The sequence below is a fragment of the Gordonia westfalica genome (assembly GCF_900105725.1).
Taxonomy (GTDB): Bacteria; Actinomycetota; Actinomycetes; order Mycobacteriales; family Mycobacteriaceae; genus Gordonia; species Gordonia westfalica.
In genome coordinates this window covers 737794-763034 of sequence record NZ_FNLM01000034.1, presented here as the reverse complement: position 1 = coordinate 763034, position 25241 = coordinate 737794, and the positions used below count along the sequence as shown (strand labels likewise).

General features: G+C 68.7%; 24 protein-coding genes and 1 pseudogene. 16 read left to right on the top strand and 9 right to left on the bottom strand.

Going from position 1 to position 25241, the window contains the following annotated elements; all coding sequences use genetic code 11:
• Positions 1-16 precede the first annotated feature (16 nt).
• The 3 genes from BLU62_RS08825 to BLU62_RS08815 all read left to right on the top strand — a co-directional run bounded on the left by BLU62_RS08825 (position 17) and on the right by BLU62_RS08815 (position 5034).
• Positions 17-649 carry a TIGR03085 family metal-binding protein gene (locus tag BLU62_RS08825; protein ID WP_074852779.1) on the top strand — a complete coding sequence of 211 codons (633 nt, stop codon included), beginning with the start codon at positions 17-19 and terminating at the stop codon, positions 647-649.
• Between the two features lie 97 nt (positions 650-746).
• Positions 747-3794, top strand: a complete 3048-nt coding sequence (locus BLU62_RS08820; protein ID WP_074849164.1) for a DNA translocase FtsK — start codon at positions 747-749, stop codon at positions 3792-3794.
• A gap of 220 nt (positions 3795-4014) precedes the next feature.
• Positions 4015-5034 (top strand): TerC family protein, encoded by a 1020-nt coding sequence (locus BLU62_RS08815; RefSeq protein ID WP_074849163.1) that lies wholly within the window; start codon positions 4015-4017, stop codon positions 5032-5034.
• Here BLU62_RS08815 and BLU62_RS08810 read toward each other — a convergent pair.
• Both BLU62_RS08810 and BLU62_RS08805 read right to left on the bottom strand, forming a co-directional pair.
• Positions 5007-5291 (bottom strand): YciI family protein, encoded by a 285-nt coding sequence (locus BLU62_RS08810; RefSeq protein WP_074849162.1) that lies wholly within the window; start codon positions 5289-5291, stop codon positions 5007-5009. The two genes, BLU62_RS08815 and BLU62_RS08810, sit on opposite strands and share 28 nt — an antisense overlap.
• Before the next feature lie 4 nt (positions 5292-5295).
• On the bottom strand, positions 5296-5871 hold the full coding sequence (locus BLU62_RS08805) for an amino-acid N-acetyltransferase (RefSeq protein ID WP_208863614.1): 576 nt from the start codon (positions 5869-5871) through the stop codon (positions 5296-5298).
• A 170-nt stretch (positions 5872-6041) separates the two neighbouring features.
• On the opposite strand from BLU62_RS08805, the gene pgsA reads away from it, so the two are divergent.
• The 7 genes from pgsA to BLU62_RS08765 all read left to right on the top strand — a co-directional run bounded on the left by pgsA (position 6042) and on the right by BLU62_RS08765 (position 11321).
• The gene (pgsA, locus tag BLU62_RS08795) at positions 6042-6743 is read left to right on the top strand and encodes a CDP-diacylglycerol--glycerol-3-phosphate 3-phosphatidyltransferase (protein ID WP_074852777.1); all 702 of its coding nucleotides are present in this window, start codon (positions 6042-6044) and stop codon (positions 6741-6743) included.
• A gap of 86 nt (positions 6744-6829) precedes the next feature.
• A complete protein-coding gene (locus BLU62_RS08790) occupies positions 6830-7165 on the top strand; it encodes a helix-turn-helix domain-containing protein (protein ID WP_074849160.1) in 336 nt (111 codons plus the stop codon).
• Positions 7166-7274: 109 nt separating this feature from the next.
• The gene (gene pspA, locus BLU62_RS08785) at positions 7275-8096 is read left to right on the top strand and encodes a phage shock protein PspA (RefSeq protein WP_074849159.1); all 822 of its coding nucleotides are present in this window, start codon (positions 7275-7277) and stop codon (positions 8094-8096) included.
• 10 nt (positions 8097-8106) lie between these two features.
• A complete protein-coding gene (locus BLU62_RS08780; RefSeq protein WP_074849158.1) occupies positions 8107-9306 on the top strand; it encodes a glycosyltransferase in 1200 nt (399 codons plus the stop codon).
• Entirely contained in the window at positions 9297-9491 is a 195-nt protein-coding gene (locus tag BLU62_RS08775; protein ID WP_074849157.1) for a DUF3046 domain-containing protein, read from the top strand. The genes BLU62_RS08780 and BLU62_RS08775 overlap by 10 nt, the downstream gene beginning before the upstream one ends.
• Before the next feature lie 229 nt (positions 9492-9720).
• Positions 9721-10764: a recombinase RecA gene (gene recA, locus BLU62_RS08770; RefSeq protein WP_074849156.1), complete on the top strand. Its 1044-nt coding sequence runs from the start codon at positions 9721-9723 to the stop codon at positions 10762-10764.
• An 8-nt stretch (positions 10765-10772) separates the two neighbouring features.
• Complete coding sequence (locus tag BLU62_RS08765; RefSeq protein WP_074849155.1) at positions 10773-11321, top strand: regulatory protein RecX; 549 nt, start codon at positions 10773-10775, stop codon at positions 11319-11321.
• A gap of 65 nt (positions 11322-11386) precedes the next feature.
• Here BLU62_RS08765 and BLU62_RS08760 read toward each other — a convergent pair whose 3' ends face one another.
• The 4 genes from BLU62_RS08760 to BLU62_RS08745 are packed head-to-tail and all read right to left on the bottom strand — an operon-like array spanning position 11387 to position 14716.
• Entirely contained in the window at positions 11387-12268 is an 882-nt protein-coding gene (locus BLU62_RS08760) for an amino acid ABC transporter permease (RefSeq protein ID WP_074849154.1), read from the bottom strand.
• Positions 12265-12942 carry an amino acid ABC transporter permease gene (locus tag BLU62_RS08755; protein ID WP_074849153.1) on the bottom strand — a complete coding sequence of 226 codons (678 nt, stop codon included), beginning with the start codon at positions 12940-12942 and terminating at the stop codon, positions 12265-12267. Before BLU62_RS08755 ends, BLU62_RS08760 begins: the two co-directional genes overlap by 4 nt.
• Before the next feature lie 12 nt (positions 12943-12954).
• Positions 12955-13986, bottom strand: coding sequence for a glutamate ABC transporter substrate-binding protein (locus BLU62_RS08750; RefSeq protein ID WP_074849152.1), 1032 nt, complete (start codon positions 13984-13986; stop codon positions 12955-12957).
• Between the two features lies 1 nt (position 13987).
• Positions 13988-14716 carry an amino acid ABC transporter ATP-binding protein gene (locus tag BLU62_RS08745; protein ID WP_208863671.1) on the bottom strand — a complete coding sequence of 243 codons (729 nt, stop codon included), beginning with the start codon at positions 14714-14716 and terminating at the stop codon, positions 13988-13990.
• A 169-nt stretch (positions 14717-14885) separates the two neighbouring features.
• On the opposite strand from BLU62_RS08745, the gene miaB reads away from it, so the two are divergent.
• Together miaB and BLU62_RS08735 are read left to right on the top strand one after the other, a co-directional pair.
• Entirely contained in the window at positions 14886-16424 is a 1539-nt protein-coding gene (miaB, locus tag BLU62_RS08740) for a tRNA (N6-isopentenyl adenosine(37)-C2)-methylthiotransferase MiaB (RefSeq protein ID WP_074852776.1), read from the top strand.
• Between the two features lie 41 nt (positions 16425-16465).
• Positions 16466-17083 (top strand): Rv2732c family membrane protein, encoded by a 618-nt coding sequence (locus tag BLU62_RS08735; protein ID WP_074849150.1) that lies wholly within the window; start codon positions 16466-16468, stop codon positions 17081-17083.
• Positions 17084-17115: 32 nt separating this feature from the next.
• Here the strand turns inward: BLU62_RS08735 and BLU62_RS08730 are convergent, their stop codons facing one another.
• Positions 17116-18495, bottom strand: a complete 1380-nt coding sequence (locus BLU62_RS08730; protein ID WP_208863613.1) for a DUF349 domain-containing protein — start codon at positions 18493-18495, stop codon at positions 17116-17118.
• 214 nt (positions 18496-18709) lie between these two features.
• Between BLU62_RS08730 and BLU62_RS08725 the strand changes: the two are divergent.
• From BLU62_RS08725 to hflX, 4 genes and pseudogenes are all read left to right on the top strand, one after another.
• Positions 18710-19443 (top strand): annotated as a pseudogene (locus BLU62_RS08725) (class III extradiol ring-cleavage dioxygenase family protein).
• The gene (miaA, locus tag BLU62_RS08720) at positions 19440-20357 is read left to right on the top strand and encodes a tRNA (adenosine(37)-N6)-dimethylallyltransferase MiaA (RefSeq protein ID WP_074852775.1); all 918 of its coding nucleotides are present in this window, start codon (positions 19440-19442) and stop codon (positions 20355-20357) included. Before BLU62_RS08725 ends, miaA begins: the two are co-directional and overlap by 4 nt.
• Before the next feature lie 39 nt (positions 20358-20396).
• A complete protein-coding gene (gene dapF, locus BLU62_RS08715) occupies positions 20397-21299 on the top strand; it encodes a diaminopimelate epimerase (RefSeq protein WP_074849148.1) in 903 nt (300 codons plus the stop codon).
• Between the two features lie 51 nt (positions 21300-21350).
• Positions 21351-22805 (top strand): GTPase HflX, encoded by a 1455-nt coding sequence (gene hflX, locus BLU62_RS08710; RefSeq protein ID WP_074849147.1) that lies wholly within the window; start codon positions 21351-21353, stop codon positions 22803-22805.
• 36 nt (positions 22806-22841) lie between these two features.
• On the opposite strand, the gene BLU62_RS08705 is transcribed toward hflX, so the two are convergent.
• Positions 22842-23102 (bottom strand): HPr family phosphocarrier protein, encoded by a 261-nt coding sequence (locus tag BLU62_RS08705; RefSeq protein ID WP_074849146.1) that lies wholly within the window; start codon positions 23100-23102, stop codon positions 22842-22844.
• A 62-nt stretch (positions 23103-23164) separates the two neighbouring features.
• Positions 23165-25195 carry a PTS fructose transporter subunit IIABC gene (locus BLU62_RS08700; protein ID WP_074849145.1) on the bottom strand — a complete coding sequence of 677 codons (2031 nt, stop codon included), beginning with the start codon at positions 25193-25195 and terminating at the stop codon, positions 23165-23167.
• Positions 25196-25241: the final 46 nt, after the last annotated feature.

Sequence of the window (25241 nt, the reverse complement as noted above, 5' to 3'; positions counted from 1 at the left end):
CGTTACTGTGGAGCGGGTGACCGGTGCACAGGAAGAACGAGCGGCTCTCGTCGAGACCCTGAAGAAGGTGGGCCCGGACGCGCCCACCCTCTGTGAGGGCTGGACCACCCGCGATCTGTTGGCCCATCTCGTCGTTCGCGAACGGCGACCCGACACCGGGCCGGGCATCATGATCCCCGCGTTCGCCGGATACACCGAGAAGGTGCGGAGGAAGGCGGCCCAGCGGGACTTCGACGAACTGCTCGCCGAGCTCGCGTCGGGTCCGCCCGTATACTCGCCGTTCAAACTGGTCGACCGGTTCGCCAACCTCGCCGAGATGTTCGTCCACCACGAGGACGTACTGCGCGGGGGAGCGGACCCGGAGGGTCGATGGACGCCGCGGATGCTCTCACCCGAACTCGAGGCCGAACTGCGCGGTCCGGCCACCTCGATGGCCAGGATGACGCTGAAGAAGGTCCCCGCGCGCCTGACCCTGCGCACGACCACCGGCGAGGACCTGGTCACCGTCGGCTCCGGGAACGAGGTGGTGGTCACCGGATCGGTCGGCGAACTGGTCCTGTTCGCATTCGGACGCGCCCCGGTCGCGGTGACCTTCGACGGCGATGCGGCCGCGATCGCCGCGGTTCGTGAGAGTTCTCACGGCCTATAGGGCGTGTCCCGATGCGGCCGGGTAACAACTTCGACACGGCGCCGTTATCGGTGTTGCCCATGTGACTGAAGTGAACTCTGCCGACTAGTCTGTCGGTATGGCTTCGAAGGCAAGCACGGGTACGCGCACGTCCGCGTCTGGGTCGAGGGCATCCGGCACGCGATCGGGTGCCAAGAGCAGCGGACGGTCGACCGGTTCGGCGACTCGCTCGAGCGCGAGCCGGGGCGGTTCGAGCAAGACCGGTGCGAGCAAGACCGGTGCGAGCAAGACCGGGGCGGGCAAGGGCGGGGCCGGCAAGGCCCGTTCGAGCAAGTCCGGGTCGTCGCGGACGACCGGTCGTTCCACCGGTGGCAAGTCCCAGGCCCGGCAGTCCGCGACCGCGACGCCGCGACGCCGCAACACCTCCGCCTCGGCCGAATCGGTCGATCTGCACCGTCGTTCGGTGGCTGCCGCCGGCGCCTCCGCGGTGGGGAAGGGGATCGGCGCGGGCTGGTCGCTGTTCGCCCGCGGGGTCGGCAGCGCCGCCCGCGTGGGTTCCGGCGTCGGCCGCGGACCGCGTCCCGAGCCGCGCCCGTTCGACGACGACGATTTCGATCTGGACGCCGTCGACGGTGACGACACCGAGTACGACGACGATCTCGATGCCGACCCGCGGGGCGCGCGCGCCCAGAGGTCGGGCGGTCAGGGGCACAGTCATCGCCGGGACGGCGTCGCGCTCGGTCTGCTGGCGCTGGGTCTCCTGTTCGCGGCGAGCGTGTGGTTCGGCGCCGCCGGACCGGTCGGCGCCTTCATCGAGGCGCTGATCCGCGCGATCGTCGGGTCCGCGGCCGTCGTGGTCCCGGTGGCTCTCGTCGTACTCGCGATCATGCTGATGCGACGTCCGGCCGCACCCGACCGTCGTGGCCGTTACGTCGGCGGCGGATTCCTCGTCGTGCTGCCGCTGCTGGGCATCATGCATCTCATCGCGGGTGCGCCGCTGGATCTGCCGGGCCGTTCGGCCGCGGCGGGCTTCGTCGGTTTCGCCATCGGCACCCCGCTCACCGCAGGCGTCACCGCCTGGGTATCGGTTCCGATCCTGTTGCTGTGCATGGCTTTCGGTGTCCTCATCCTCAGCGGGCGGACCGTTCGCGAGGTCGTCGACGCCGCGGCCGGATACCTCGGACTGGGCGTGGCCGGTGCCGACGATGCGCCCTGGGAGGGCGACCTCGACTGGGACGAGGACGCGGAGAACTACGAGGACCCCGACTTCGGCGACCCGGCGGCACCCGCCGACGACGATGACGCCTACGGCTCCCGCGCGACCCGTCGCCAGTACTCGTCGAACCCGTACGACAACTACCCGCCGGACGAGACGTCGGCCCGGACCACGAGCCGGTCGCGTCGCAAGCCGGCCAAGATCGCCGACGAACCGATCGAGGAAGCGGTCACCGAGAACTTCGCCGACGCGTTCACCGAGCCGTTCGGTGACAACGCCGCCGACGAGCAGATGACCGAGGTGATCGAGCCCCCGGCCCGCCCGGCCGCCTTCCGCCGTACGACGCCGGCCGCGCGTCCGGCTCCCAAGCCTGCACCCAAGCCGGCGCCCGAGCCGGAGCCGGAACCAGACCTCGACGAGGAGGAGACCTTCTCGTCGACGGCCCCGGCCGCCGAGGGGGACTACATCCTCCCGCCGCCGCATCTACTGCTCGAGGGCGATCCGCCGAAGGCCGGCACCAGCGCCAACGACGAGATGATCGACCGGATGACCGGCGTCCTCGAACAGTTCAAGATCGACGCCGCCGTCACCGGCTACACCCGCGGACCGACGGTCACCCGGTACGAGGTCGAGCTCGGGCCGGGCGTGAAGGTCGAGAAGATCACCGCGCTACAGCGCAACATCGCCTACGCCGCGGCGACCGACAACGTGCGTCTGCTGGCGCCGATCCCCGGCAAGTCCGCGGTCGGTATCGAGGTGCCCAACGCCGACCGGGAGATGGTCCGCCTGGCCGACGTCCTCAGCGCCCCGTCGACCCGCAAGGACAAGCACCCGCTGGTCATCGGTCTGGGCAAGGACATCGAGGGCGACTTCGTCAGCGCGAACCTGGCGAAGATGCCGCACCTGCTCGTCGCCGGTTCGACCGGCTCGGGTAAGTCGAGCTTCGTCAACTCGATGCTGGTCTCGCTGCTGAGCCGCGCCACGCCCGACCAGGTCCGGATGATCCTCATCGACCCGAAGATGGTGGAACTCACGCCGTACGAGGGCATCCCGCACCTGATCACGCCCATCATCACCCAGCCCAAGAAGGCCGCCGCGGCCCTCGCCTGGCTGGTGGAGGAGATGGAGCAGCGCTACCAGGACATGAAGGCCTCGCGGGTGCGTCACATCGACGACTTCAACGCGAAGGTGCGCTCGGGGGACATCACCACCCCGCTGGGCAGCGAACGCGTCTACAAGCCGTACCCGTACATCCTCGCCATCGTCGACGAGCTCGCCGACCTGATGATGACCGCACCGCGCGACGTCGAGGAGGCGATCGTGCGCATCACCCAGAAGGCGCGCGCCGCCGGTATCCACCTGGTCCTCGCGACGCAGCGCCCGTCGGTCGACGTCGTCACCGGTCTGATCAAGACGAACGTGCCGTCGCGCCTCGCGTTCGCCACGTCGTCGCTGACCGACTCGCGCGTCATCCTCGATCAGCCCGGTGCCGAGAAGCTCATCGGCATGGGTGACGGCCTGTTCCTGCCGATGGGCGCCAACAAGCCCATCCGCATGCAGGGCGCCTACATCTCCGACGAGGAGATCGCGGCCGTCGTCGACTTCGCCAAGGAACAGGCCGAGCCGGAGTACACCGAGGGCGTCACCGCGGCGAAGGCCGGCGACAAGAAAGACATCGACAGCGACATCGGCAACGACCTCGACGACCTGCTGCAGGCGATCGAGCTCGTCGTCTCCAGCCAGTTCGGCTCGACGTCGATGCTCCAGCGCAAGCTGCGCGTCGGCTTCGCCAAGGCGGGCCGCCTGATGGACCTCATGGAGACACGAGGCGTCGTCGGACCGAGCGAGGGTTCCAAGGCGCGCGAGGTGCTCGTCAAACCCGACGAGCTCGCCGGGGTCATCGCCTCGATCACCGGTGGTGGCGAGGAAACCGACGGTTCGGGAGACTGAGAAACCTTCTGAACTGGGGTTTCTGCGGACTTACTACAGCCTGTACTAAGGTGGCGGCAGATCCATGAGGGGAGTATCCCCGACGCGGCGTCTCCGTCAATACGGTCACGGCCCGCGATGATGCCGATCATCGTCGCAGCCCTGGCCCGGAGCGTCGGCCGCCATTTCGGCGGGAGAGACCTCTGGCTCGTCAGCTGAAGCTGCCTGCTGGAGGAATTCTGTGGATGTCTCTGTATCCGTGTGGCTGATCACCGTTGCGGTGATCCTCGGATTGTTCGTGTTCGACTTCTTCTCCCACGTGCGCGTGCCGCACGCCCCGTCGCTCAAGGAATCGGGCACCTGGTCTGCGGTGTACATCACGATCGCGATCGTGTTCGGTCTGTTCGTCTGGTGGAAGTGGGGGTCGACGTTCGGCGGTGAGTACTTCGCCGGATACGTCACCGAGAAGGCGCTCTCGGTGGACAACCTGTTCGTCTTCGTCATCATCATGGCGAAGTTCGCGGTGCCGCCGGAGTACCAGCAAAAGGTGCTGCTGCTCGGCATCGTCATGGCGCTGGCCATGCGCGGTATCTTCATCGCCGTCGGCGCGGCCGCCATCAACGCCTACAGCTGGGTCTTCTACCTGTTCGGCGCCTTCCTGATCTTCACCGCGGTCAAGCTGGTCCGCGAGAGCGACGACCCCGTCGAGCACGAGGAGCAGCGGGAGACACGGCTCGAACGTTTCGTCAAGCGGTTCCTGCGCACCCATGACTCCTACGACCGAGACAAGCTCTTCACCCGTGTCAACGGCAAGCGGCTCGCGACGCCGATGCTCATGGTGCTCATCGTCATCGGCTTCACCGACGTGCTGTTCGCCCTCGACTCGATCCCGGCGATCTACGGCCTGACCTCAGAGCCGTACCTGGTGTTCACCGCCAACGCCTTTGCGCTCATGGGCCTGCGCCAGCTGTACTTCCTGCTCGGCGGACTGCTCGACCGGCTCGTGTACCTGTCGATCGGCCTGTCGATCATCCTGGCGTTCATCGGCACCAAGCTGGTCCTGCACGCCCTGCACGAGAACACCCTGCCCTTCATCAACGGCGGCGAGCACGTGAGCGTCCCGGAGATCTCGACGCCGCTGTCGCTCTCGGTGATCCTGGGTGTCCTCGTCATCACCACCGTCGCGAGCCTGGTGAAGAGCCGGCGGGGGGTCGCCGGCCGGGAGGACTCGGCTCAGGCGCCGAACGGCCCGAAGACCTGAGTCCACTCGTCGATGCGGATCGCGTCGACGGCCTGGTGGGCCTGGAACGGGTCGTTGGCGAGGAACGCCTCGGCCGCCTCGAGGTCGGCCGCGCTGATGATGATCAGCGCGCCCGACCCGTCCGGGTACGGTCCCGCGACGAGCACGTTGCCCGCCTTGTGCTCTTCTCCCAGCCACTCCCGATGGAGCGGCCGGTGCTCGTCGCGGAGCATGGCCTTGCCCGGACGGTAGGTGTACTGCACTGCGAAATAGGGCATCTGCTCACTCCTGGGAGATGGTGGCCAGCATCCTGGTGTTGCCCAGGGTGTTGGGTTTGACGTAACTCAGGTCGAGGAACTCGGCGACACCCGTGTCGTAGGAGCGACACATCTCCTCGAACACCTCGCGGGTGACGGGGGTGCCCTGGATCTCGCTGAAGCCGTGCCGGGCGAAGAAGCTCGTCTCGAACGTCAGCACGAAGACGCGGGACAGCGCGAGCTCTCGGGCGACCTCCATCAACCGGCCGACGATCTTGTGCCCGATACCGCGGCCGGAGAACGTCGGGTCGACCGCAACCGTGCGGACCTCGCCGAGGTCGGCCCACAGCACGTGGAGCGCACCGCAACCCACGACCATGCCGTCGAGGTCGGCCACCCAGAACTCCTGCACGGACTCGTACAGGGTGACGAGGTTCTTCTCCAGGAGGATCTTCCCCGCGTACTTGTCGATCAGCTCCTTGACGCGCGGCACGTCCGACGTACGCGCGCGTCGGACCACGACATCGCCAGTAGTCGGTTCGGGCGCAACGGGATCCGCCGCGGATCGGGATTCGGCGGGCTCCGGGGAGACGGGGGACATGGGAACACACCTTAGTCCTGCGGGGCCCGCGCGTCCCGCGGTGATCCCTGGGCGCGTCCGCGCGGATCGGCCCGGTTGACCTGCCACGCGGCGCGGGCCGATACCCTGTTGGGCGTGCGTATGAGAATTCCCGTGTATCGCGGAACCTGTCCGCGCCCGGGGGTGTGCTCATGACCGATCGCATTCGGCGGGCCGTCGACGAAAAAGGTATCGCAAATGTGGGCCGCGGGCCGGACCACATCACCGACCCCGTCGACCCGGTCCCGGTCGTCAACATCGCCAACGCACTCACCGTCTTCCGGATCCTCCTGGTCCCGGTGTTCCTGGTGGCGTTATTCATGGAGTCCGGTGAGTCGACGCTGTGGCGCACGATCGCGACGGTCGTCTTCGTGGTCGCGGCCCTCACCGATCGGTACGACGGACGCATCGCCCGGGAGCGCGGCCTGATCACCGACTTCGGCAAGATGGCCGACCCGATCGCCGACAAGGCCCTCATCGGCGGCGCGCTCGTCGGGCTCTCGATCCTCGGCATCCTGCCGTGGTGGGTCACCGCGGTCATCGTCGCGCGCGAAGTGTGGGTCACCGCGTTGCGCTTCTGGGTGTTGCGCCACAAGGTGATCCCCGCCAGCCGCGGCGGCAAGCTCAAGACGCTGCTGCAGGCGGTCGCGATCGGGTTGTACCTGGCGCCGCTCGGCGGCGGATGGCACCTCGCCGCCGACATCGTGATGGGTCTCGCGGTGGTCGTCACCATCTACACCGGCCTCGACTACACGTGGCAGGCGATCAAGGTGCGGTCCAGCACCGACACCCCCGATCCGGAGCCGGCGCCGCACAAGCGACGGGCCGTGGGAGGAACCGGCGCGGGGCGCTGAGTTCGACTATCGTCGGGGGAACCGCGGCCGGGAACCATTCGGCCGCGTGAGGCGTTCTCTGACAGTGGACAGGGAGAGGAGACTCGATGGCGATGCTCTTACGTGAGGCGCTCGGCGACAGCCTGCGTCGGGTCCGCACGCAGCAGGGCCGGACCCTGCGCGAGGTGTCCACCGGTGCACGCGTCAGCCTGGGTTACCTCTCCGAGGTCGAGCGCGGCCAGAAGGAGGCCTCGAGCGAACTGCTCGCGGCCATCTGCGATGCACTCGACGTGGAGATCGCCGACCTCCTCCTCGACGTCGGGAACGCGATGCGTCCCGCCGAGACGGTGGCCGCCGAGGTGGCCGAGGCCGGTCTGACCGCGACGAAGGTGGTCATCCCCGCACCCGCCGGACGCCACGACACCGCGCTGGCCGCGGCCTGATCCTGATCGTCCGAATGACCATTCGGCGTGCTGTGGCCTCATCGGTACCCGCAGCCACTAGATTGGTGTGCACAGTTCTCTCAAACCCCTGAATGGAGTGACGTAGAGCATGGCGAACCCGTTCGTGAAGTTGTGGCGTTATCTGACCGCACTCGGTAACGCGAAGATCGACGAACACGCCGACCCGAAGGTCCAGATCCAGCAGGCGATCGAAGATGCTCAGCGTCAGCATCAGGCGTTGTCCCAGCAGGCCGCCTCGGTCATCGGCAATCAGCGACAGCTCGAGATGAAGCTCAACCGGCAGCTCGAGGACATCGAGCGCCTGCAGGCCAACACCCGGCAGGCGCTGACGCTCGCCGATCAGGCCGCTGCCGCCGGCGACACCCAGAAGGCCACCGAGTACACGAACGCCGCCGAGGCCTTCGCCGCGCAGTTGGTGACCGCCGAGCAGAGCGTCGAGGACCTCAAATCGCTGCACGATCAGTCGCTGCAGGCCGCCGATCAGGCCAAGAAGGCCGTCGAGCGCAACGCGATGATCCTCCAGCAGAAGCTCGCCGAGCGTTCCAAGCTGCTCAGCCAGCTCGAGCAGGCCAAGATGCAGGAGCAGGTCAGCGCTTCGCTCAACCAGATGAGCGAGCTGTCGGTGCCCGGCAACACCCCGAACCTCGACCAGGTGCGCGAGAAGATCGAGCGTCGCTACGCCAACGCCCTCGGCTCGGCCGAGCTCGCCAAGAACTCGGTCCAGGGCCGGATGCAGGAGGTCGAGCAGGCCGGCATCCAGATGGCCGGTCACTCACGCCTCGAGCAGATCCGCGCCAGCATGCGCGGCGACGCCCTGCCGTCCGCCGGCGCCACCGCGCCGCCGCTGCAGAAGGGTCAGCCCGCGACCCAGGCCACCCCGCCGACCACCGAGCCGCCCACGCAGAACTGACCGGCGACACGTGCATGTCGCACTTGTCGCGGGTTCGGATGCGGGACATGCGTTTCCGGCCTTCGCCCTCGCCGAGCGATGTGTCGCGGCCGGTCATCGGGCCACGGTCTACACCGGACTGAACTGGTCGGACGCCGCGCGTCGTCGTGGCATCGACATCGCCGGGCTACCCGGTCTCGCGGCGACCGATGTCGATGACGACGCCGATGCCGGCGACAAACTCAGCGCTCGCGCGGCGCGCATGGCGCAACTGCTCGCCCCCGTCCTGTCGGAGTCGGGCACCGATCTCGTCGTCTCCGATGTCATCACCGTCTGCGGGGGATGGGCGGCGGAGCTCGTCGGCCTGCCGTGGATCGAGCTGTCGCCCCACCCGCTGTACCTGCCGTCCCGCGGCCTGCCGCCGATCGGTTCGGGACTCGCCCCGGGAACCGGTATCGGCGGGCGCCTCCGGGACACCTTGATGCGCGCCGCGACCGCGACGTCCATCCGCAGAGGGGAGCGGCAGCGCGCCGCCGCGCGGGAGTCGATCGGTCTCCCGGCGGTCGACGACGGCCCGTACGCGCGATTCGTCGCCACGCTGCCGGGACTCGAGGTGCCGCGGCCCGACTGGCCGGCCGACACCCATCTGATCGGTCCGCTGCTGTGGGAACCCACCGACGACGTCTTCGACCGTCCCGACGGTGACGAGCCGCTCGTCGTGCTGGCACCGTCGACCGCGGAGACGGGCGCCCCCGACATGGTCGGCGTGGTCCTCGAGGCACTGTCCGAGCGGGTCCTGGGCCGGCGTGTCCGAGAGGTGGTCTCGGGACTGCGTCGGCCCTCCGCCGACGACCTCGCCCGTTTCGGCTTCGGCGACGACGGCTCGGCCCCGATCACCGTGGGCCTGGGAAGACAGGACGAGGTGCTGGCCGACGCGCAGGTGCTGATCTGCGGCTCCGGGCACGGGATCCTGGCCAAGGCGATGACTGCCGGGGTGCCGGTGGTCGCGGTCCCCGGCGGCGGCGATCAGTGGGAACTGGCGAACCGGCTACAGCGCGCCGGTGCCGGCCGGTGGGTACGTCCGCTCACGGTCGACGCCGTCGCCGACGCCGTCCGCACGGTCCTCGACGATCCCGAACACACGCGGCGCGCGCAACGGATCGGGGCGAGCGGCGCCGACACGGTGGACCCGGTGACGGTCATGCGACGTAGGGTGGTGCGGTGCGCCTGACCGAGTTCACCGAACTGATGACCACCGAATTCGGTGTGTCCAGGGCGGATTCGATCCTCGTCGACCACGTGCTCACCGAGTTCGGCGGACGCAGCGGCGCGCAGGCGATCGACGACGGGATCGACCCCCGGGATGTCTGGGTCGCCATCTGCCGCGACTTCGACGTGCCGCGTCAGCGTTGGTGACACGCCCCGCGTGTCGCACTTGCCATCGAACACCTGTTCGTTCATTCTGGTGATCAGACGGAACCGTACGGACCGCCGCTGCGTCTGAAGTATCGGGACCGAGGAGAAAAAAGGGTCGCCGGGAGCGCCGCCAAGGCTTGTCGGACCCACGCGATACCTTTCAGACATGAACGCCCGGACCGCACCGACCACCCGCCGGAAATCCGGCTCACAACCGAGGAGAACTCCCATGGCATCTGCGCCTCAAGACCGTGAGAAGGCACTCGATCTGGCCCTCGCCCAGATCGACAAGAACTTCGGCAAGGGTTCGGTCATGCGCCTGGGCGAGGAGACCCGGCAGCCGATCGAGGTCATCCCGACCGGCTCGATCGCACTCGACGTCGCCCTCGGTATCGGTGGTCTGCCCCGCGGCCGCGTCGTCGAGATCTACGGTCCGGAATCCTCGGGTAAGACCACGGTGGCACTGCACGCCGTCGCGAATGCCCAGGCCCAGGGTGGCATCGCCGCCTTCATCGACGCCGAGCACGCGCTCGATCCCGATTACGCCGCCAAGCTCGGTGTCGACACCGATGCGCTGCTGGTGTCCCAGCCCGACACCGGTGAGCAGGCTCTCGAGATCGCCGACATGCTGATCCGTTCGGGCGCTCTGGACATCCTGGTCATCGACTCGGTGGCCGCACTGGTGCCCAAGGCCGAGATCGAGGGCGAGATGGGCGACAGCCATGTCGGCTTGCAGGCCCGCCTGATGAGTCAGGCGCTTCGCAAGATGACCGGTGCGCTCAGCCAGTCCAAGACCACCGCGATCTTCATCAACCAGCTGCGCGAGAAGATCGGCGTCATGTTCGGTACGCCCGAGACCACCACGGGCGGTAAGGCTCTCAAGTTCTACTCGTCGGTGCGTCTCGACGTCCGGCGCATCGAGACCCTCAAGGACGGGACGGACGCCGTCGGTAACCGCACCCGCGTGAAGGTCGTCAAGAACAAGGTCGCACCGCCGTTCAAGCAGGCCGAGTTCGATATCCTCTACGGGCAGGGCATCAGCAAGGAGGGCTCGCTGATCGACATGGGTGTCGCCGAGGGCTTCATCCGCAAGTCCGGCTCGTGGTTCACCTACGAGGGCGATCAGCTCGGTCAGGGCAAGGAGAACGCCCGCAAGTTCCTGCTCGAGAACGTCGACATCCGCGACGAGATCGAGAAGAAGATCAAGGAGAAGCTCGGCGTCGGCGCCACCGTCGACGCCGACGACATAGCCCCCGCGCCGGTCGAGTTCTAAGGCGGACATTGAACAAGGCATCGGACCCCGAGCAGACGCAGAAGCGTCGGGACAGCAATCCCGACCGAAAGGGACCCAGCGCATGGGATTCCGCGCTACGCCTGCTCGGGGTCCGTGCGCGTTCGCGGCAGGAGATGCGGGAACGTCTGACCCGCAAGGGATTCGACACCGACGCCGTCGACGAGGTGATGGCGCGTCTGGACAAGCATCGACTGCTCGACGACACCGACTTCGCCGCGGAGTGGGTGCGGTCGCGTCACCTGAACTCGGGAAAGGGGCGGGTGGCGCTGCGCCATGAACTCCGCACCAAGGGGATCGACGAATCGATCATCGTCGAGGCGCTGTCCGACATCGATCCCGATGACGAACGCGAGATCGCCGCGGGACTCGTCGCTCGGAAGCTGACGCCGTCGGTCGTCGAACGCGTCGCCGCCGACCGCGCGGAACGAGAGAAGACGCTACGACGCCTGGTCGGATTCCTGGTCCGCCGAGGCTATTCGCAGTCGCTCGCGTTCGACGTGGTCGGGGAGGCGCTCCGCGCCTTGGACGGCGCCTGAGGCCTCCCCGCCATGGTCGATGCACCGTCAGGGCATGTTCCCCCCGTCAGGGCATGTTCCCCCCGTCAGGGCATGTTCTCCGACGCGGCCAGTTCGGTCTTCTCCGGATCTGCCGGCGCCGTGGACGTGCGTCCGCCTTGCCGTAGGCGTCGCTCGACGTAGGTGGCGAGGTTCGACAGTCCGAAGTTGATGAGGATCATGATGATCGCCACCACGATCAGCGCCGGGATGTAGTTGCCGTAGCGCGACGCCGACAGCAGGCCGCTGCGGACGACCTCCGAGTAGCCGATGATGTAGCCCAGTGCGCTGTCCTTGAGGGCCACCACCATCTGCGAGATCAGCGCGGGCATCATCGCGGTGATCGCCTGGGGGAGCAGCACGATGCGCATCATCTGGCTCTTCCGCAGACCCAGCGCCATGGACGCCTCGGTCTGGCCCTTCGGCAGCGAGTTGATCCCGGAGCGCAGGATCTCGGCCATCACCGACCCGTTGTAGAGGGTCAGGCCGGTGACGACGGCGGCGAACGCCAGCATCGACGACGGGAAAATCCCGTAGATGGCGAACAGGAACCAGGTGAACACCATCAGGATGAGCACCGGGATCGCCCGGAAGACCTCGACGAACAGGCCCGACACCGCACGTACCCAACGGTGGTCGGACAGCCGGCCGATGCCGAGGACCGCACCGAGGATCAGCGAGAAGACGATCGACACGGCGGCGGCCGAGAGGGTGCGCCACAGACCCGGCAGGATGTAGCCGGTCCAGGTGGACCAGGTGACGAACGGGCTCCACTTCTCGCCGGTGAACTGCTCGTTGGCGGCGAGTACGGAGATCACGTAGATCGCGATCGCGGCGAGGATCGCGACGAACACGATCGCCGTCACGCGGTTTCGTGCCCGTGCCCGGGGTCCGGGTGCGTCGTAGAGAACGGTGGATTCGGCGCTCATCGTTTCACCGCCAGTCGCTTGGCGAGGTAGCCGAAGACGGCGCCCTCGGTGAGGGTTATGATCATGAAGCCCACGGCGATCACGCCGAAGATCACGAACAGCTGGTCAGAGAAGGTCTCGATCTCGGTCTTCATCAGGGCCGCGGCCTCCGCGACACCGATGACCGAGGCCACCGTCGTGTTCTTGGTGAGCGCGATCAGCACGCTGCCCAGCGGGCCGATGACCGACCGGATGGCCTGCGGCAACACGATGATCCCGAAGACCTGGGTGAACGACAGTCCCAGGGAGCGGGCCGCCTCGGCCTGTCCGAGGGGCACCGTGTTGAAGCCGGACCGGAGCGTCTCGCACACGAACGTCGACGTGTAGAGGATGAACGCGAGGACCGCGAGCCAGAAGTTGTTGGACTTGATGGTCGGTGCGAACGTCAGCCCCAGGTTCTGGTACAGGCCGATCGCGCAGAACAGCACGACAAGCGTCAGCGGGGTGTTGCGGACCACGTTCACGTAGACCCCGGCGAAGGCGCGCATCACCGGCACGGGGGAGACCCGCATCCCGGCGAGGATGGTGCCCCAGATCAGGGAACCGATCGCCGAGTAGAAGGTGAGCTGGATCGTCACCCAGAAGGCGGGCCACAGCTGGGGGCCCATGCTCTCCCACAGAGAGGCGTCATTCATCGAAGGCTCCTCTCACTCGAGTCCGGGCGGGCACGGCTTGGATGGCGAATCGAGGAACTCGAGGTCACCGGGGTCGGGTTTGTAGGGGAACTTCGAGCCGGGACGATCCGCGCGGGCGATGATGTCGTCGACGTACTTGTCGCCGAGGGCCTCACGCAGGTCGGCGTTCCACGGTGACTCGGCTCCCTCGACCGGCGTCAGCATGGTGTCGAGGGCCTTGTTGATCGCGTCCACGGACGCCTGGTCGCCGAGCGCGACGCCGATGCCGTAGCGCTCGGTCGAGAACGGGCTGCCCGCAGACTTCAGGGCGTCCTTGACGCAGGCGTCTTTGAGGTAGGTCATCTCGACGAGCTTGAACTCGTCCTTCCAGAAGTTGGCGTAGCCGGCGAGGATCGCCTCGTCGGTGGTCAGGGCGTCGACCTTGCCGCGGCGCAGCGCCTCGACACACGCCGAGTAGGAGTCGTACTCTTGCAGCTGCACCGTCGGGAGCTGGGCCTTCACGTTCTGTGCCGACGTGGAGCCGGTCACGGAGCAGAGCTTCTTGCCGTTGTCCAGGTCGGTGAGCTCGTCGATCGAGTTGTCGTCGGCACGCACCATCAGGCCCTGGTAGGTCTGCAGGTACGGGCCACCGAAGGACACCTTCTTGGAGCGGCTCGCATTGATCGAGTAGGTCGCGGCGATGAGGTCCACCTCGCCGTTGTCGATCATCGCCTCACGACGGGCCGACGGGGTCTCGCGCCAGGTGATCTCCGGGTGGGCCACCCCCAGGTCGTCGGCGATGTGGTTGACGACGTAGGTGGCGACCGATGCGTCGAAGCCGGTGACGTTGCCGTCCGGCTCGTACAGGCCGAGTCCGGGCTGGTCGAACTTGACGCCCAGGACCACCGATCCGTCGCGGACCGAGTCCAGCAGGTTACGGGGCTCGGTGCTGCCGCAGGCCGACAACAGGCCGGCCAGCAATGCGCCGACGGCGAGAACCAGACCGGCGCCACGCCATCGGGACGGACGCGGGTGTGCTCGTGGTGTGTTCCGGCTCATCCGCATCTCAGTGCCCCAGGATCTTGCCGAGGAAGTCGCGCGCCCGGTCGGTCTCGGGGTCGGTGAAGAAGGTGTCGGGGTCGGAGTCCTCGATGATCGCTCCGTCGGCCATGAAGATCACCCGATCGGCGGCCTTGCGGGCGAAGCCCATCTCGTGGGTGACGACCAGCATCGTCATGCCCTCCTTGGCCAGCGCGACCATCACGTCGAGCACCTCGTTGACCATCTCCGGGTCGAGTGCCGAGGTCGGCTCGTCGAACAGCATGATCTTGGGGTCCATCGCGAGTGACCGGGCGATCGCGACGCGCTGCTGCTGGCCGCCCGAGAGCTGGGCCGGGTACTTGTCCTTCTGGCTGGCGATGCCGACCCGTTCGAGTAGTTCGAGGGCACGCTTGTCGGCCTCGGCCCTGGGCTTCTTGCGCACCTTGGTCGGGGCCAGGGTGACGTTCTCGAGAATCGTCTTGTGGGAGAACAGGTTGAAGGACTGGAAGACCATCCCGACGTCGGCGCGCAGTCCGGCGAGGTCCTTGCCCTCGGAGGGCAGCACCTGGCCCTGGACCCGGATCTCACCGGAGTCGATCGGTTCGAGCCGGTTGATCGTGCGGCACAGTGTGGACTTTCCCGACCCCGACGGCCCGAGGACCACCACCACCTGTCCGGCGGGGACCTCGAGGTCGATGTCCTTGAGTACGTGGAGCGACCCGAAGTGTTTCTGCACTCCCCGCATTTCGATCATCGGCTGGGACGCTGGGCCCGCGGACTTGCTCGGCGAAACGGTCATTGAAGAACCCTAACCAAGTTCGTGCCATCCGGTGGGCTGCCCCCTACCCTCCGGTGAGTCGTCCAGGTCACGTGGAGGAAGCGATTTGCGTCGGCCCCGTACCCTGGTAGGAGTGAGTATCGAGTTGTCGGATCGGCCTGACGAGGCTGCATCAGCCCAGGCGCCCCGCAGCTACCAGGTTCGTACCTACGGCTGCCAGATGAATGTCCACGACTCCGAACGCATCGCCGGACTGCTCGAGGACGCGGGCTACGTGCGGGCCGCCGGGGACGACGACGCCGATCTGGTGGTCTTCAACACCTGTGCCATCCGCGAGAACGCCGACAACAAGCTGTACGGCAACCTGTCGCATCTCGCGCCGGTGAAGGCCGACCGTCCGGGCATGCAGATCGCCGTCGGCGGATGCCTCGCCCAGAAGGACAAGGACACCGTCGTCTCCAAGGCGCCCTGGGTCGACGTCGTGTTCGGCACCCACAACATCGGGTCGTTGCCGGCGCTGCTCGATCGCGCCCGCCACAACGAGGCGGCACAGGTCGAGATCCTCGACTCCCTCGAACGCTTCCCGTCGACGCTGCCCGCCAAGCGCGACTCGGCCTACTCCGGCTGGGTGTCGGTGTCGGTCGGCTGCAACAACACGTGCACCTTCTGCATCGTGCCGTCGCTGCGCGGCAAGGAGGTCGATCGTCGTCCCGGTGACGTGCTCGCCGAGGTGCAGGCCCTCGTCGACCAGGGCGTCGTCGAGGTCACCCTTCTCGGGCAGAACGTCAACGCCTACGGCATGTCCTTCGCCGATCCCGACCAGCCCCGCAACCGCGGCGCATTCGCCGAGCTGTTGCGGGCCTGCGGGACGATCGAGGGTCTCGAGCGGGTCCGCTTCACCTCGCCGCACCCCGCGGAGTTCACCGACGACGTCATCGAGGCGATGGCGCAGACCCCCAACGTGTGCCCGCAGCTGCACATGCCGCTGCAGTCCGGTTCCGACCGCGTCCTGCGGGCGATGCGACGCAGCTATCGCCAGTCCAGATTCCTCGGCATCCTCGACAAGGTGCGTGAGGCGATGCCGCACGCGGCCATCACCACCGACATCATCGTCGGGTTCCCGGGGGAGACCGAGGAGGACTTCCAGGAGACCCTCGACGTCGTCGAGCGCGCACGGTTCTCCAGTGCCTTCACCTTCCAGTACTCGCCGCGGCCCGGCACGCCCGCCGCGACGATGCCCGACCAGGTCCCGGCCGACGTCGTCGGCGAGCGCTACCAGCGGCTCATCGCACTGCAGGAACGAATCTGCCTGTCCGAGAACGAGTCCCTGACCGGCACCGAGGTGGAGCTGCTCGTCGTCGCCGACGAGGGACGAAAGTCGGCCGAGACCCGGCGCATGACCGGTCGCGCGCGTGACGGACGCCTGGTGCACTTCGCCCCCGGCGATTCCGCGGGCATCCGCCCCGGCGACGTGATCAACACCGTCGTGACCGCGGCCGCCCCGCACCACCTGATCGCCGACGCCGGGGTGCTCTCGCACCGCCGCACGCGCGCCGGCGACGCCTACGAGCAGAGCCGCACGCCGACCACCGCGCCCGTCGGTGTCGGCCTCGGCCTTCCGACGGTCGGCGTACCCGCGCCTGTACCCGCGTCCGCCGACGCCGGGTGCGGCTCCTGCGGTTAGAACGCGTCACACCAGACCCACACTCGAGATGAGGCGATGACATGTCCGAGAACCCGGACCGAACACCCGGCACTTCCGACCGGGACGCGTTCAAGGAATACGAACAGGACCTGAGGAAGGCCGAGCGCAAGGTCGCCGGCGAGATCGATCCCGGAGCACGAGCGGTCGTCGTGGCCGTCGCGGTCCTTCTGGCCATGGTGTCGCTGGTCCTGCCGCACACCGGATCGGTGACCGGCCTCGAGGTGCTGTCCTTCGCACCGGAGGCCGCGGCCGAACGCGTCACCATCGTGTCGAAGATCTTCGTCTATCTGGTGGCGATCTTCGGCATCGTGTTCTCGATGCTCGCGCTGCTGACCCGCCGGTGGATTCTGGCGTGGATCGCGTTGTGCGGCTGCGCGATCGCGTGCGTCGCCGGAATGCTGGCATGGTGGTCGCGCAACACCCCCGGCGTCGGTGGCCTGGAACCCCCGTCGGGTGTGGGCATCGGCCTGATCCTCGGCTGGATCGCGGTCTTCGTCCTCACGTTCCACTGGTCACGCGTGGTGTGGGCGCGCTCGTCCTACCAGCTCGCGATGGAGGCCGAGCGGCGCCGGCAGGTCGCCGAGCAGGAGGCGTATGCGTCCGCGCTCTACCGCAAGCACCCCGACGACCAGTCCTGAGGGCCGTTGGCACCCGCGCCCGGCGGGGCCGCTCAGCGGTCGGTGACGGCGCTCTGGGCGGCTTCGGCCCATTCGCGCCACTGCGTCGCCTGATCGCGTAGCTTCGCTGCTTCCCGATCCTTGCCGCGTTCGGCGGCCTTGCGCGCCTGCTCCTCGAACTGCGCGGCGCGATCGGCGAACTGGGCGGCGCGGGCCAGGGCCTCGGGGTCGGTGCGTTGCCACTGGGCGTCCTCGGCGTCGCGGATGCGCTTCTCGAGGGCGCGGGCGCGTCCCTCCAGCGACTGCATCTGATCGCGCGGCACCTTGCCGAGCTCGTCCCACTTGTCGCGGAACGCGCGGAATTCGCGGCGGGCGGCGTCGAGGTCGGCGGCCGGGTCGATGGCCTTCTCGGCCGCGTGGAGCAGTGCGATCTTGGCGGTTGCGTTGGCCGTGAACTCGGCATCGCGTTCGGATGTGGCCGCGTTGCGGGCGCTGAAGAACACGTCCTGGGCGGCCTTGAAGCGCTGCCACAGGGCTTCGTCGGTGTCGCGGGGAGCCCGGCCGGAGGCCTTCCACTCACCCAGCAGTTCGCGGAACCTGGCCGACGTGGGACCCCAGTCGGTCGACGAGGACAGTTCCTCGGCGCGGGCGATCAGCTCTTCCTTGCGTTCCTTGGCGCCCGCGCGTTCACGGTCCAGTTCGGCGAAGTGAGCGCCGCGGCGGCGGTTGAAGGCATCGCGCGCCTTCGCGTAGCGCTTCCACAGGGCGTCGTCGGTTTTGCGATCGATGCCCTTGATCGTCTTCCACTCGTCGAGGATCTCGCGGAGCCGGTCGCCCGCACCCTTCCAGTTGGTGGCCTCGGCACCGATCTGTTCGGCCTCGCCGGCGAGGGTCTCCTTGCGGGCGATGGCGGCGGCGCGGGCCTTCTCGCGTTCGGCGCGCTGCGACTCGGCCACCTCGTCGGCGTTGCCGACGATGGCCTCCAGCCGCCGCTGCAAGGCGGCGACATCACCGATGACGTGGGCATCGGGCAGGCCGTCGAGCAGGTGTTTGGCGGCGGTCTGCGCCTTGCGCGGGTCCCCCGACCGGGCGCCGAGTCGTTCCTCGAGGATCTCCACCTCGGTGGCGAGATCGTCGAAGCGGCGGGCGAAGTGGGCGAGGCCCTCTTCGATCGTGCCGGCCTGCCACTGGCCGATCTCGCGTTCACCGTCGGCGGTCTTGAGCCACACGACACCCTCGGAGTCGATGCGTCCGTAGCGGTGCGGGTCGCCGGCGCTGATGTGCGTGATGACGGGCTCGTGTGCCGCGCCCGGCCGCGGACCCGGCTTGGGACGAGGGCCGGGCTTCGGCCCCGGCGTGGGGCTCGGGGCCGGGCTCGGGGTGCTCGCCTGGGTCTCCTCGGTGGCCGGGGAGGGATCGATCGGGTGGGTCATCTGCACATGTCCTGCCGCTCATTGGTGCCGCGCGTCACGGCTGCCGGTCGCTGGGTCGGTTCTCGCCGGGCATCGTAACGCCCCGTCGACAGCCGACAGTACGGATCCATTCAAGCAGTTCAGGCGCGTGCATGTGGCGTGCGCGCCGACTTGCCGGGATCCGTGTCGGGGTTCGGCCGTCGGTGGGCATCCCCGGTTCGACTAGCGTCGTGGTGTGCTTGCGGCCGTCGTCTTCGTACCGAGTGCCCCGTTGCTGGTACCCGAACTGGCCGGTCCGTCGGCGTTCGACACCGAACCCGTCCGGTCGGCGGTCGGTGATGCCCTGGCCGGCGCGGTGGCGGTCGGGGTCGACCGCTGGGTCGTGGTCGGCGCCTCCGACGACCCGGTGACCGGTCCGGTCCGGGAGGCCGGATCGGGCGGTTTCGCCCGGTTCGGGTGGATGTCCGCGTGAGCCTGAACGATGAGACCGGACCCCGGATGAGCCTGTCGATGCTGGTCGGCGCCTGGCTGCACGAGTGGGCCTCGCTCGGTCCGGCGAGCGCCTGCGTCGTCGGCCGGGAGTCGACGCCCGACGAGTGCGCCGGGATCGGTGCGGAGCTCGCCGCCCGGCTGGGGGAGTCGCCGGAGCGGATCGGGCTCCTCGTGGTCGGCGACGGCTCGACGGCGTTGACGCCCAAGGCGCCGGGCGGGGGCCGACGCGACTCCGCGGTCGCCCTCAACGATGCGATCGTCGCCGCGATCGGCGGCGCCGACACCGCCGCCCTCGCCGCACTCCGGCCCGAGCCCTGCGACACCGAGGGTGTGGGCGGGCGGGTGGCCTGGCAGGTCGCGGCCGCCGCGGTGGAGAACTGCGGGTCCGCCGTCGTCGCGAAGACGGAATACGCCGACGAACCGTTCGGGGTCGGCTACATCGTCGCCACGTGGACCGTCACCGGGGATCGGGCATGAGCGACCATCCGGGGCCGCGGCCCATCATCGTGGTCGGTCCGACGGCGTGCGGTAAATCCGACCTCGCCCTCGACCTGGCCGAGCGCCTGGGCGGCGAGATCATCAACATCGACGCGATGCAGCAGTACCGCGGCATGGACATCGGGACCGCCAAGGTGCCGGTCGACGAACGCCGCGGCATCGCACATCACCAGATCGACGTCCTCGACGTCACCGAGGTGGCCACCGTCGCCCGGTATCAGCAGGCGGCGACCGCCGACGTGGAACGCCTGCTCGCCGCGGGCCGGGTGCCGGTCATCGTCGGCGGGTCGATGATGTACATCCAGGGGCTGCTCGACAACTGGCAGTTCCCGGCGACCGATCCCGAGGTCCGCGGCCGGTACGAGGAGATGCTCGCCGAGCGCGGGGTCGCCGAGATGCACCGGCTGCTCGCGTCGGTCGACCCGGCGGCCGCCGCGACCATTCTCGACACCGACGGCCGGCGCATCGTCCGCGCGCTGGAGGTGGTCGAACTGACCGGGCGGCCGTTCGCGGCGTCGCAGCCGACGATCGGTGAACCTCGATGGGGCACTGCGATTCTGGCGCTCGATCGGGAGACCGCCGAACTCGACGACCGGATCGCGCGACGCACCCGGCTGATGTTCTCCACCGGTCTGGTCGACGAAGTCGAGGCGCTGTGCGCGTACGGTCTGCGCGAGGGCCGCACGGCGTCGCAGGCGATCGGCTACAAGCAGGTCCTCGCCGCGCTCGACGGCGAGTACGACCTGGCCCAGGCCGAGGAACTCACCTTCATCGGCACCCGACGGTATGTGCGCAGGCAGCGGTCGTGGTTCCGGCGCGATCACCGTGCCGTCTGGCTCGACGCCGCCGCGCCCGATCTCGCCGACCGTGCCCTGGCGGCCGTCGCCGTGTGAGGTCACCGGCGTCCGGGTGCCGGCACGCGAAGTAGTCTGGTGCGCGTGAGTTCCCACCAGAGCGGCCTGCGTTTCGTCAAGGGTCACGGCACCCAGAACGATTTCGTCGTGCTCGCCGACCCGGCCGCCGAACTGACCCTCGACACCGAGATGGTCGCGGCGCTGTGCGATCGGCAGCGGGGGATCGGCGCCGACGGTCTGCTGCGCGTCGCGCGCACGGGAGCGCTCGTCGAACGCGGTGTTCTCGACGCGCTGCCCGACGGCGTCGCGGCCGACGACTGGTTCATGGACTACCGCAACGGCGACGGCTCGATCGCCGAGATGTGCGGCAACGGGGTCCGCGTCTTCGCGCATTACGTCCGCGCCACCGGCCTCGTCGACGTCGACACCTTCACCGTCGGCTCGCGCGCCGGAGCACGGCCGGTCATCATCCACTCCTTCGACGACGTGCACGCCGAGGTGACCGTGGAGATGGGTGTCGCACGCCTCGACGGCACCTCGGTGGTGCGCATCGGCGACGACATCTACCCCGGCGCCAAGGTCGACGTCGGCAACCCGCATCTGGCCTGCGTGGTCGCCGATCTGACCGCCGACGACCTCGCGGCGGTCGACTTCACCGCCGGTGTGGTCATCGAACCCGGAGACTTCCCGAACGGGGCCAACGTCGAGTTGCTGACCCCGCCGGTCGAGGACGCCGACGGCTGTCTGTACGCCCGGATGAGGGTCTTCGAACGCGGCGTCGGCGAGACGCGCAGCTGCGGAACGGGCCTGGTCGCGGCCACGCGCGCCGCCCTCGATGCGCGCGGTCAGGACGCCGGTGAGCTGCGGATCGGAATCCCGGGCGGCGAGGTCACGGTGACCATCCGGCCCGACGGCTCGACCCTGCGCGGGCCCTCCGCGCTGGTCGCCGACGGCGTCCTCCGGCCCGGCTGGGACCGCTGAGCCGATAATCACGTGCTGAGCAGGGGTCGGGCGTGAGACCATGGATCCCGTATGACCGAATCATCAGCACAGATCCTTTCCTCAGCGGACCTCGACGATCGCACCGGTGACATCCGGGACGACGATCCGACGGTCGGCGAACTCCAACTCTCCGAGCGCGCGTCACTGCAGCGCGTCGCGGGACTCTCCACCGAACTCACCGACGTCACCGAGGTCGAGTACCGGAAGCTCCGCCTCGAGAAGGTGGTGCTCGTCGGCGTCTGGACCGAGGGCAGCGCCGCATCGGCCGAGGCCAACATGGCCGAGCTCGCCGCCCTGGCCGAGACCGCCGGTTCGCAGGTCCTCGACGCGCTGATCCAGCGCCGCTCCAAACCGGACTCGGCCACCTACATCGGCAGTGGCAAGGCCGAGGAACTCCGCGAGATCGTCCTCTCCACCGGCGCCGACACCGTCATCTGCGACGGTGAGCTCACACCCGCCCAGCTGACCGCGCTGGAGAAGGTCGTCAAGGTCAAGGTCATCGACCGGACCGCACTGATCCTCGACATCTTCGCCCAGCACGCCACGTCCCGCGAGGGCAAGGCGCAGGTCTCGCTCGCCCAGATGGAGTACATGCTCCCGCGCCTGCGTGGTTGGGGTGAGTCGATGTCCCGGCAGGCCGGTGGTCGTGCCGGCAGCAACGGCGGCGTGGGCCTGCGCGGTCCCGGTGAGACCAAGATCGAGACCGACCGCCGGCGCATCCGTGAGCGGATGGCCAAGCTGCGCCGCGAGATCCGCGACATGAAGAAGGCGCGCACCACCAAACGGGCGGCGCGCAACCGTTCGGCGATCCCGTCGATCACCGTCGCCGGCTACACCAACGCCGGCAAGTCCAGCCTGGTGAATGCAATGACCGGCGCCGGTGTCCTCGTCCAGGACGCACTGTTCGCGACCCTCGACCCGACGACGCGGCGGGCCACCCTCGACGACGGTCGGGCCGTGGTCTTCACCGACACCGTCGGTTTCGTCCGGCACCTGCCGACCCAACTCGTCGAGGCCTTCCGCTCGACCCTCGAGGAGGTCGTCGACGCCGATCTCCTCCTGCACGTGGTCGACGGATCGGATCCGTTCCCGATGGAACAGATCTCGGCCGTCCGTCAGGTCATCGGCGAGATCGTCGCCGAGGAGAAGGCCGAGGCGCCGCCGGAACTGTTGGTCATCAACAAGATCGACGCGATCGACGGCAACCGGCTCACCGAGCTGCGCGGCGCCCTCGGCGTCGACGCGGTGTTCGTCTCGGCCCGCACCGGCGAGGGACTGCCCGAACTGTTCGACCGCATCCGCGAATTCGTGGGGCGTGAAGACGTCGAGATCACCATCGAGGTGCCCTTCTCGCGCGGTGACATCGTGTCGCGCATCCACAGTGAGGGCGAGGTCCTCACGTCCGATCACACCGAGTCGGGGACGACGATGAAGGTCCGCGTCCCGGCCGCTTTCGCGGGCGAGATCGCGGACCTCAGGGTCTAGCCGAAACCGTTCGGCGTCGGATAGATCGGCGTCGGATCAGTCTGCGTCCAGGTCGGTCTCGACGAGGGTGACGATCTTGTCCAGGGCCGCCTGGTCGTCGGCGGTCACCACGACCTTGGTGCCCTTCTCGGCGCCGAGGGTCATGATCATCAGCGCCGAACCGGCGTCGACCGGATCGCCGCCCTCGAGGCCGAGGGTGACGGTCGTGCCGGCGTCGGCGACGGCCTCGGCGATGATGGTGGCCGGGCGGGCGTGCAGGCCGACGGCCGATCCGACGGTGGCGGTGGTGCTGGGCATGGTGCCTCCTGTGTTGGTGGTTGCTGTTGTCTGGACGTGGTTGTTGTGTGCGGGCGTGGTTCTCAGGCTGCCACGGCTTCGAGCTCGGCCGCTGCGACCTCGCGGGTCCTGCCGAACTGCTTCGCAGCGATCACCGCGACCGCGCTGACCACGGTGCCGGCGACGAGGGCCACGAGGAACAGCACCCAGCTGTTCATGGCGAAGAAGACGAAGATGCCGCCGTGCGGGGCGCGGAGCTCCACGCCGAACGCCATGATGAGCGCGCCGGACAGGGCGCCGCCGGCCATCATCGAGGGGATGACGCGGAACGGGTCGGCCGCGGCGAACGGGATGGCGCCCTCGGAGATGAACGACGCGCCGAGAAGCCATGCGGCCTTGCCGTTCTCCCGTTCGGGTTCGGTGAACAGGCCGGGTCGCAGCACGGTCGCGAGGGCAAGCGCCAGCGGCGGCACCATGCCGGCGCACATGACCGCGGCCATGATCTGGAACTGCGCGGGACCGGCGGTCGCGGCGTCGGCGATTCCGGCGGTGGCGAACAGGTAGGCGGTCTTGTTGACGGGTCCGCCGAGGTCGAAGCACATCATCAGGCCGAGCACGATGCCGAGGACGACGGCCGATCCGCCGGACATGCTCTCCAGCCCGGAGTTCATCTGCTCGGTCAGCCAGGCGAGCGGCTTGCCGAGGACCATGTAGAGCAGTCCGCCGACGATCATGCTGCCGAACAACGGGATGACCACCACCGGCATCAGCCCGCGTGCCCACTGCGGCACCGGAAGCCGCGAGATCCACAGGCAGACCGCGCCGGCGATGAGACCACCGATGAGTGCGCCGATGAAGCTCGCACCGACCGCGAGTGACACCAGGCCCGCGACGAAACCGGGGGCGATGCCGGGCCGGTCGGCGATGGCGAAGGAGATGTATCCGGCGAGGACCGGGACGGCGAGTCCCATCACCCCCGACCCGATCGCGAAGCTGACCGCGCCCAGATACTGGAGCAGACCGCCCGATGGCAGATCCCAGAGGCTGTTGTTGAGGGCGATGAACGCGGCGTCGTTGAGCGAGCCGCCCGAATCGAGGGTGCTGTTGGCGATCTCGTAGCCGGCGAGCAGGAAGCCCAGCGCGATGAGCAGACCGCCCGCGGCGACGAAGGGGATCATGTAGCTGACGCCGGTCATGAGTGCCTGGCGGGTCCGACCTGCCAGACCGACGCGCGACGATCCGGTCGAGGTGGACTCGGTGCCACCGTCGTCGGTCACCCGCGGAGCACTCGGATCGCGGCCGGCCGCAACGGCTTCGGCGATCATCTTGTCGGGTTCGTTGATCGCGCGTTTGACGCCCGATGCGATGACCGGCTTGCCGTGGAAGCGGCCCTTGCCCTTCACCCCGATGTCGGTGGCGAAGATGACGGCGTCGGCGGCCGCGATCACCTCGGGGTCGAACGGCGTGGTGGCCGACGATCCCTGCGTCTCCACCGCGAACTCGACACCGGCTCGTTCCGCGGCGTACTTCAGTGCGTCCGCGGCCATGTAGGTGTGCGCGATGCCCGTGGGGCATGCGGTGATCGCCAGGATGCGGGGCCGGGTCTCGGCGGCCGGGGCGGCCGGGGCGGCCGGGGGAGCGGCCTCTTTCTTCTTGGCCTCGGGATCGACGGCCTCGGTGACGAGTTCGATGACGCGTTCGTCGCTCTCGGCCTCGCGGAGGGCCGCCACGAAGTCGGGACGGACCAGCGAGCGCGCCAGGGAGCTCAGCAGCTTCATGTGCGCGGCCGCACCGCCCTCGGGGGCGGCGATCAGGAAGACGAGGTCGGCCGGGCCGTCGGGGGCCCCGAAGTCGACCTTGCGGGACAGGCGCGCCATGGCGAGGCTCGCCGTCGTCACCGATGCGGTGCGCGCGTGCGGGATCGCGATGCCGCCGGGCAGGCCGGTGGCCGACTTGGCTTCCCGCTCGAGTGCCGCGCGGGCCAGATCGGCGGGGTCGGTGGTCCGTCCGGCAGCAGCCAGGGCGTCGGCGAGGGTGGTGATGACGGCGGCGGGGTCTGCACCGGCGTCGACGTCGAGACTCACCGTCTGGGCGGTGATGATCTGCTCGGTCATGGGATGTCCTTCGGAGTGGAGAGGTCGGTGAGCGGGTCGGGGTTCG

Coding starts and splice junctions, on each gene's coding strand:
- BLU62_RS08700 (WP_074849145.1), bottom strand. CDS start 25,195: ATGACCGAGCAGATCATCACCGCCCAGACGGTGAGTCTCGACGTCGAC.
- BLU62_RS08790 (WP_074849160.1), top strand. CDS start 6,830: ATGGCGATGCTCTTACGTGAGGCGCTCGGCGACAGCCTGCGTCGGGTC.
- recA (WP_074849156.1), top strand. CDS start 9,721: ATGGCATCTGCGCCTCAAGACCGTGAGAAGGCACTCGATCTGGCCCTC.
- BLU62_RS08705 (WP_074849146.1), bottom strand. CDS start 23,102: ATGCCCAGCACCACCGCCACCGTCGGATCGGCCGTCGGCCTGCACGCC.
- BLU62_RS08745 (WP_208863671.1), bottom strand. CDS start 14,716: ATGATCGAAATGCGGGGAGTGCAGAAACACTTCGGGTCGCTCCACGTA.
- BLU62_RS08810 (WP_074849162.1), bottom strand. CDS start 5,291: ATGCCCTATTTCGCAGTGCAGTACACCTACCGTCCGGGCAAGGCCATG.
- miaA (WP_074852775.1), top strand. CDS start 19,440: ATGAGCGACCATCCGGGGCCGCGGCCCATCATCGTGGTCGGTCCGACG.
- BLU62_RS08735 (WP_074849150.1), top strand. CDS start 16,466: ATGTCCGAGAACCCGGACCGAACACCCGGCACTTCCGACCGGGACGCG.
- BLU62_RS08760 (WP_074849154.1), bottom strand. CDS start 12,268: ATGAGCGCCGAATCCACCGTTCTCTACGACGCACCCGGACCCCGGGCA.
- BLU62_RS08805 (WP_208863614.1), bottom strand. CDS start 5,871: ATGTCCCCCGTCTCCCCGGAGCCCGCCGAATCCCGATCCGCGGCGGAT.
- BLU62_RS08730 (WP_208863613.1), bottom strand. CDS start 18,495: ATGACCCACCCGATCGATCCCTCCCCGGCCACCGAGGAGACCCAGGCG.
- BLU62_RS08820 (WP_074849164.1), top strand. CDS start 747: ATGGCTTCGAAGGCAAGCACGGGTACGCGCACGTCCGCGTCTGGGTCG.
- BLU62_RS08750 (WP_074849152.1), bottom strand. CDS start 13,986: ATGCGGATGAGCCGGAACACACCACGAGCACACCCGCGTCCGTCCCGA.
- pspA (WP_074849159.1), top strand. CDS start 7,275: ATGGCGAACCCGTTCGTGAAGTTGTGGCGTTATCTGACCGCACTCGGT.
- hflX (WP_074849147.1), top strand. CDS start 21,351: ATGACCGAATCATCAGCACAGATCCTTTCCTCAGCGGACCTCGACGAT.
- BLU62_RS08755 (WP_074849153.1), bottom strand. CDS start 12,942: ATGAATGACGCCTCTCTGTGGGAGAGCATGGGCCCCCAGCTGTGGCCC.
- pgsA (WP_074852777.1), top strand. CDS start 6,042: ATGACCGATCGCATTCGGCGGGCCGTCGACGAAAAAGGTATCGCAAAT.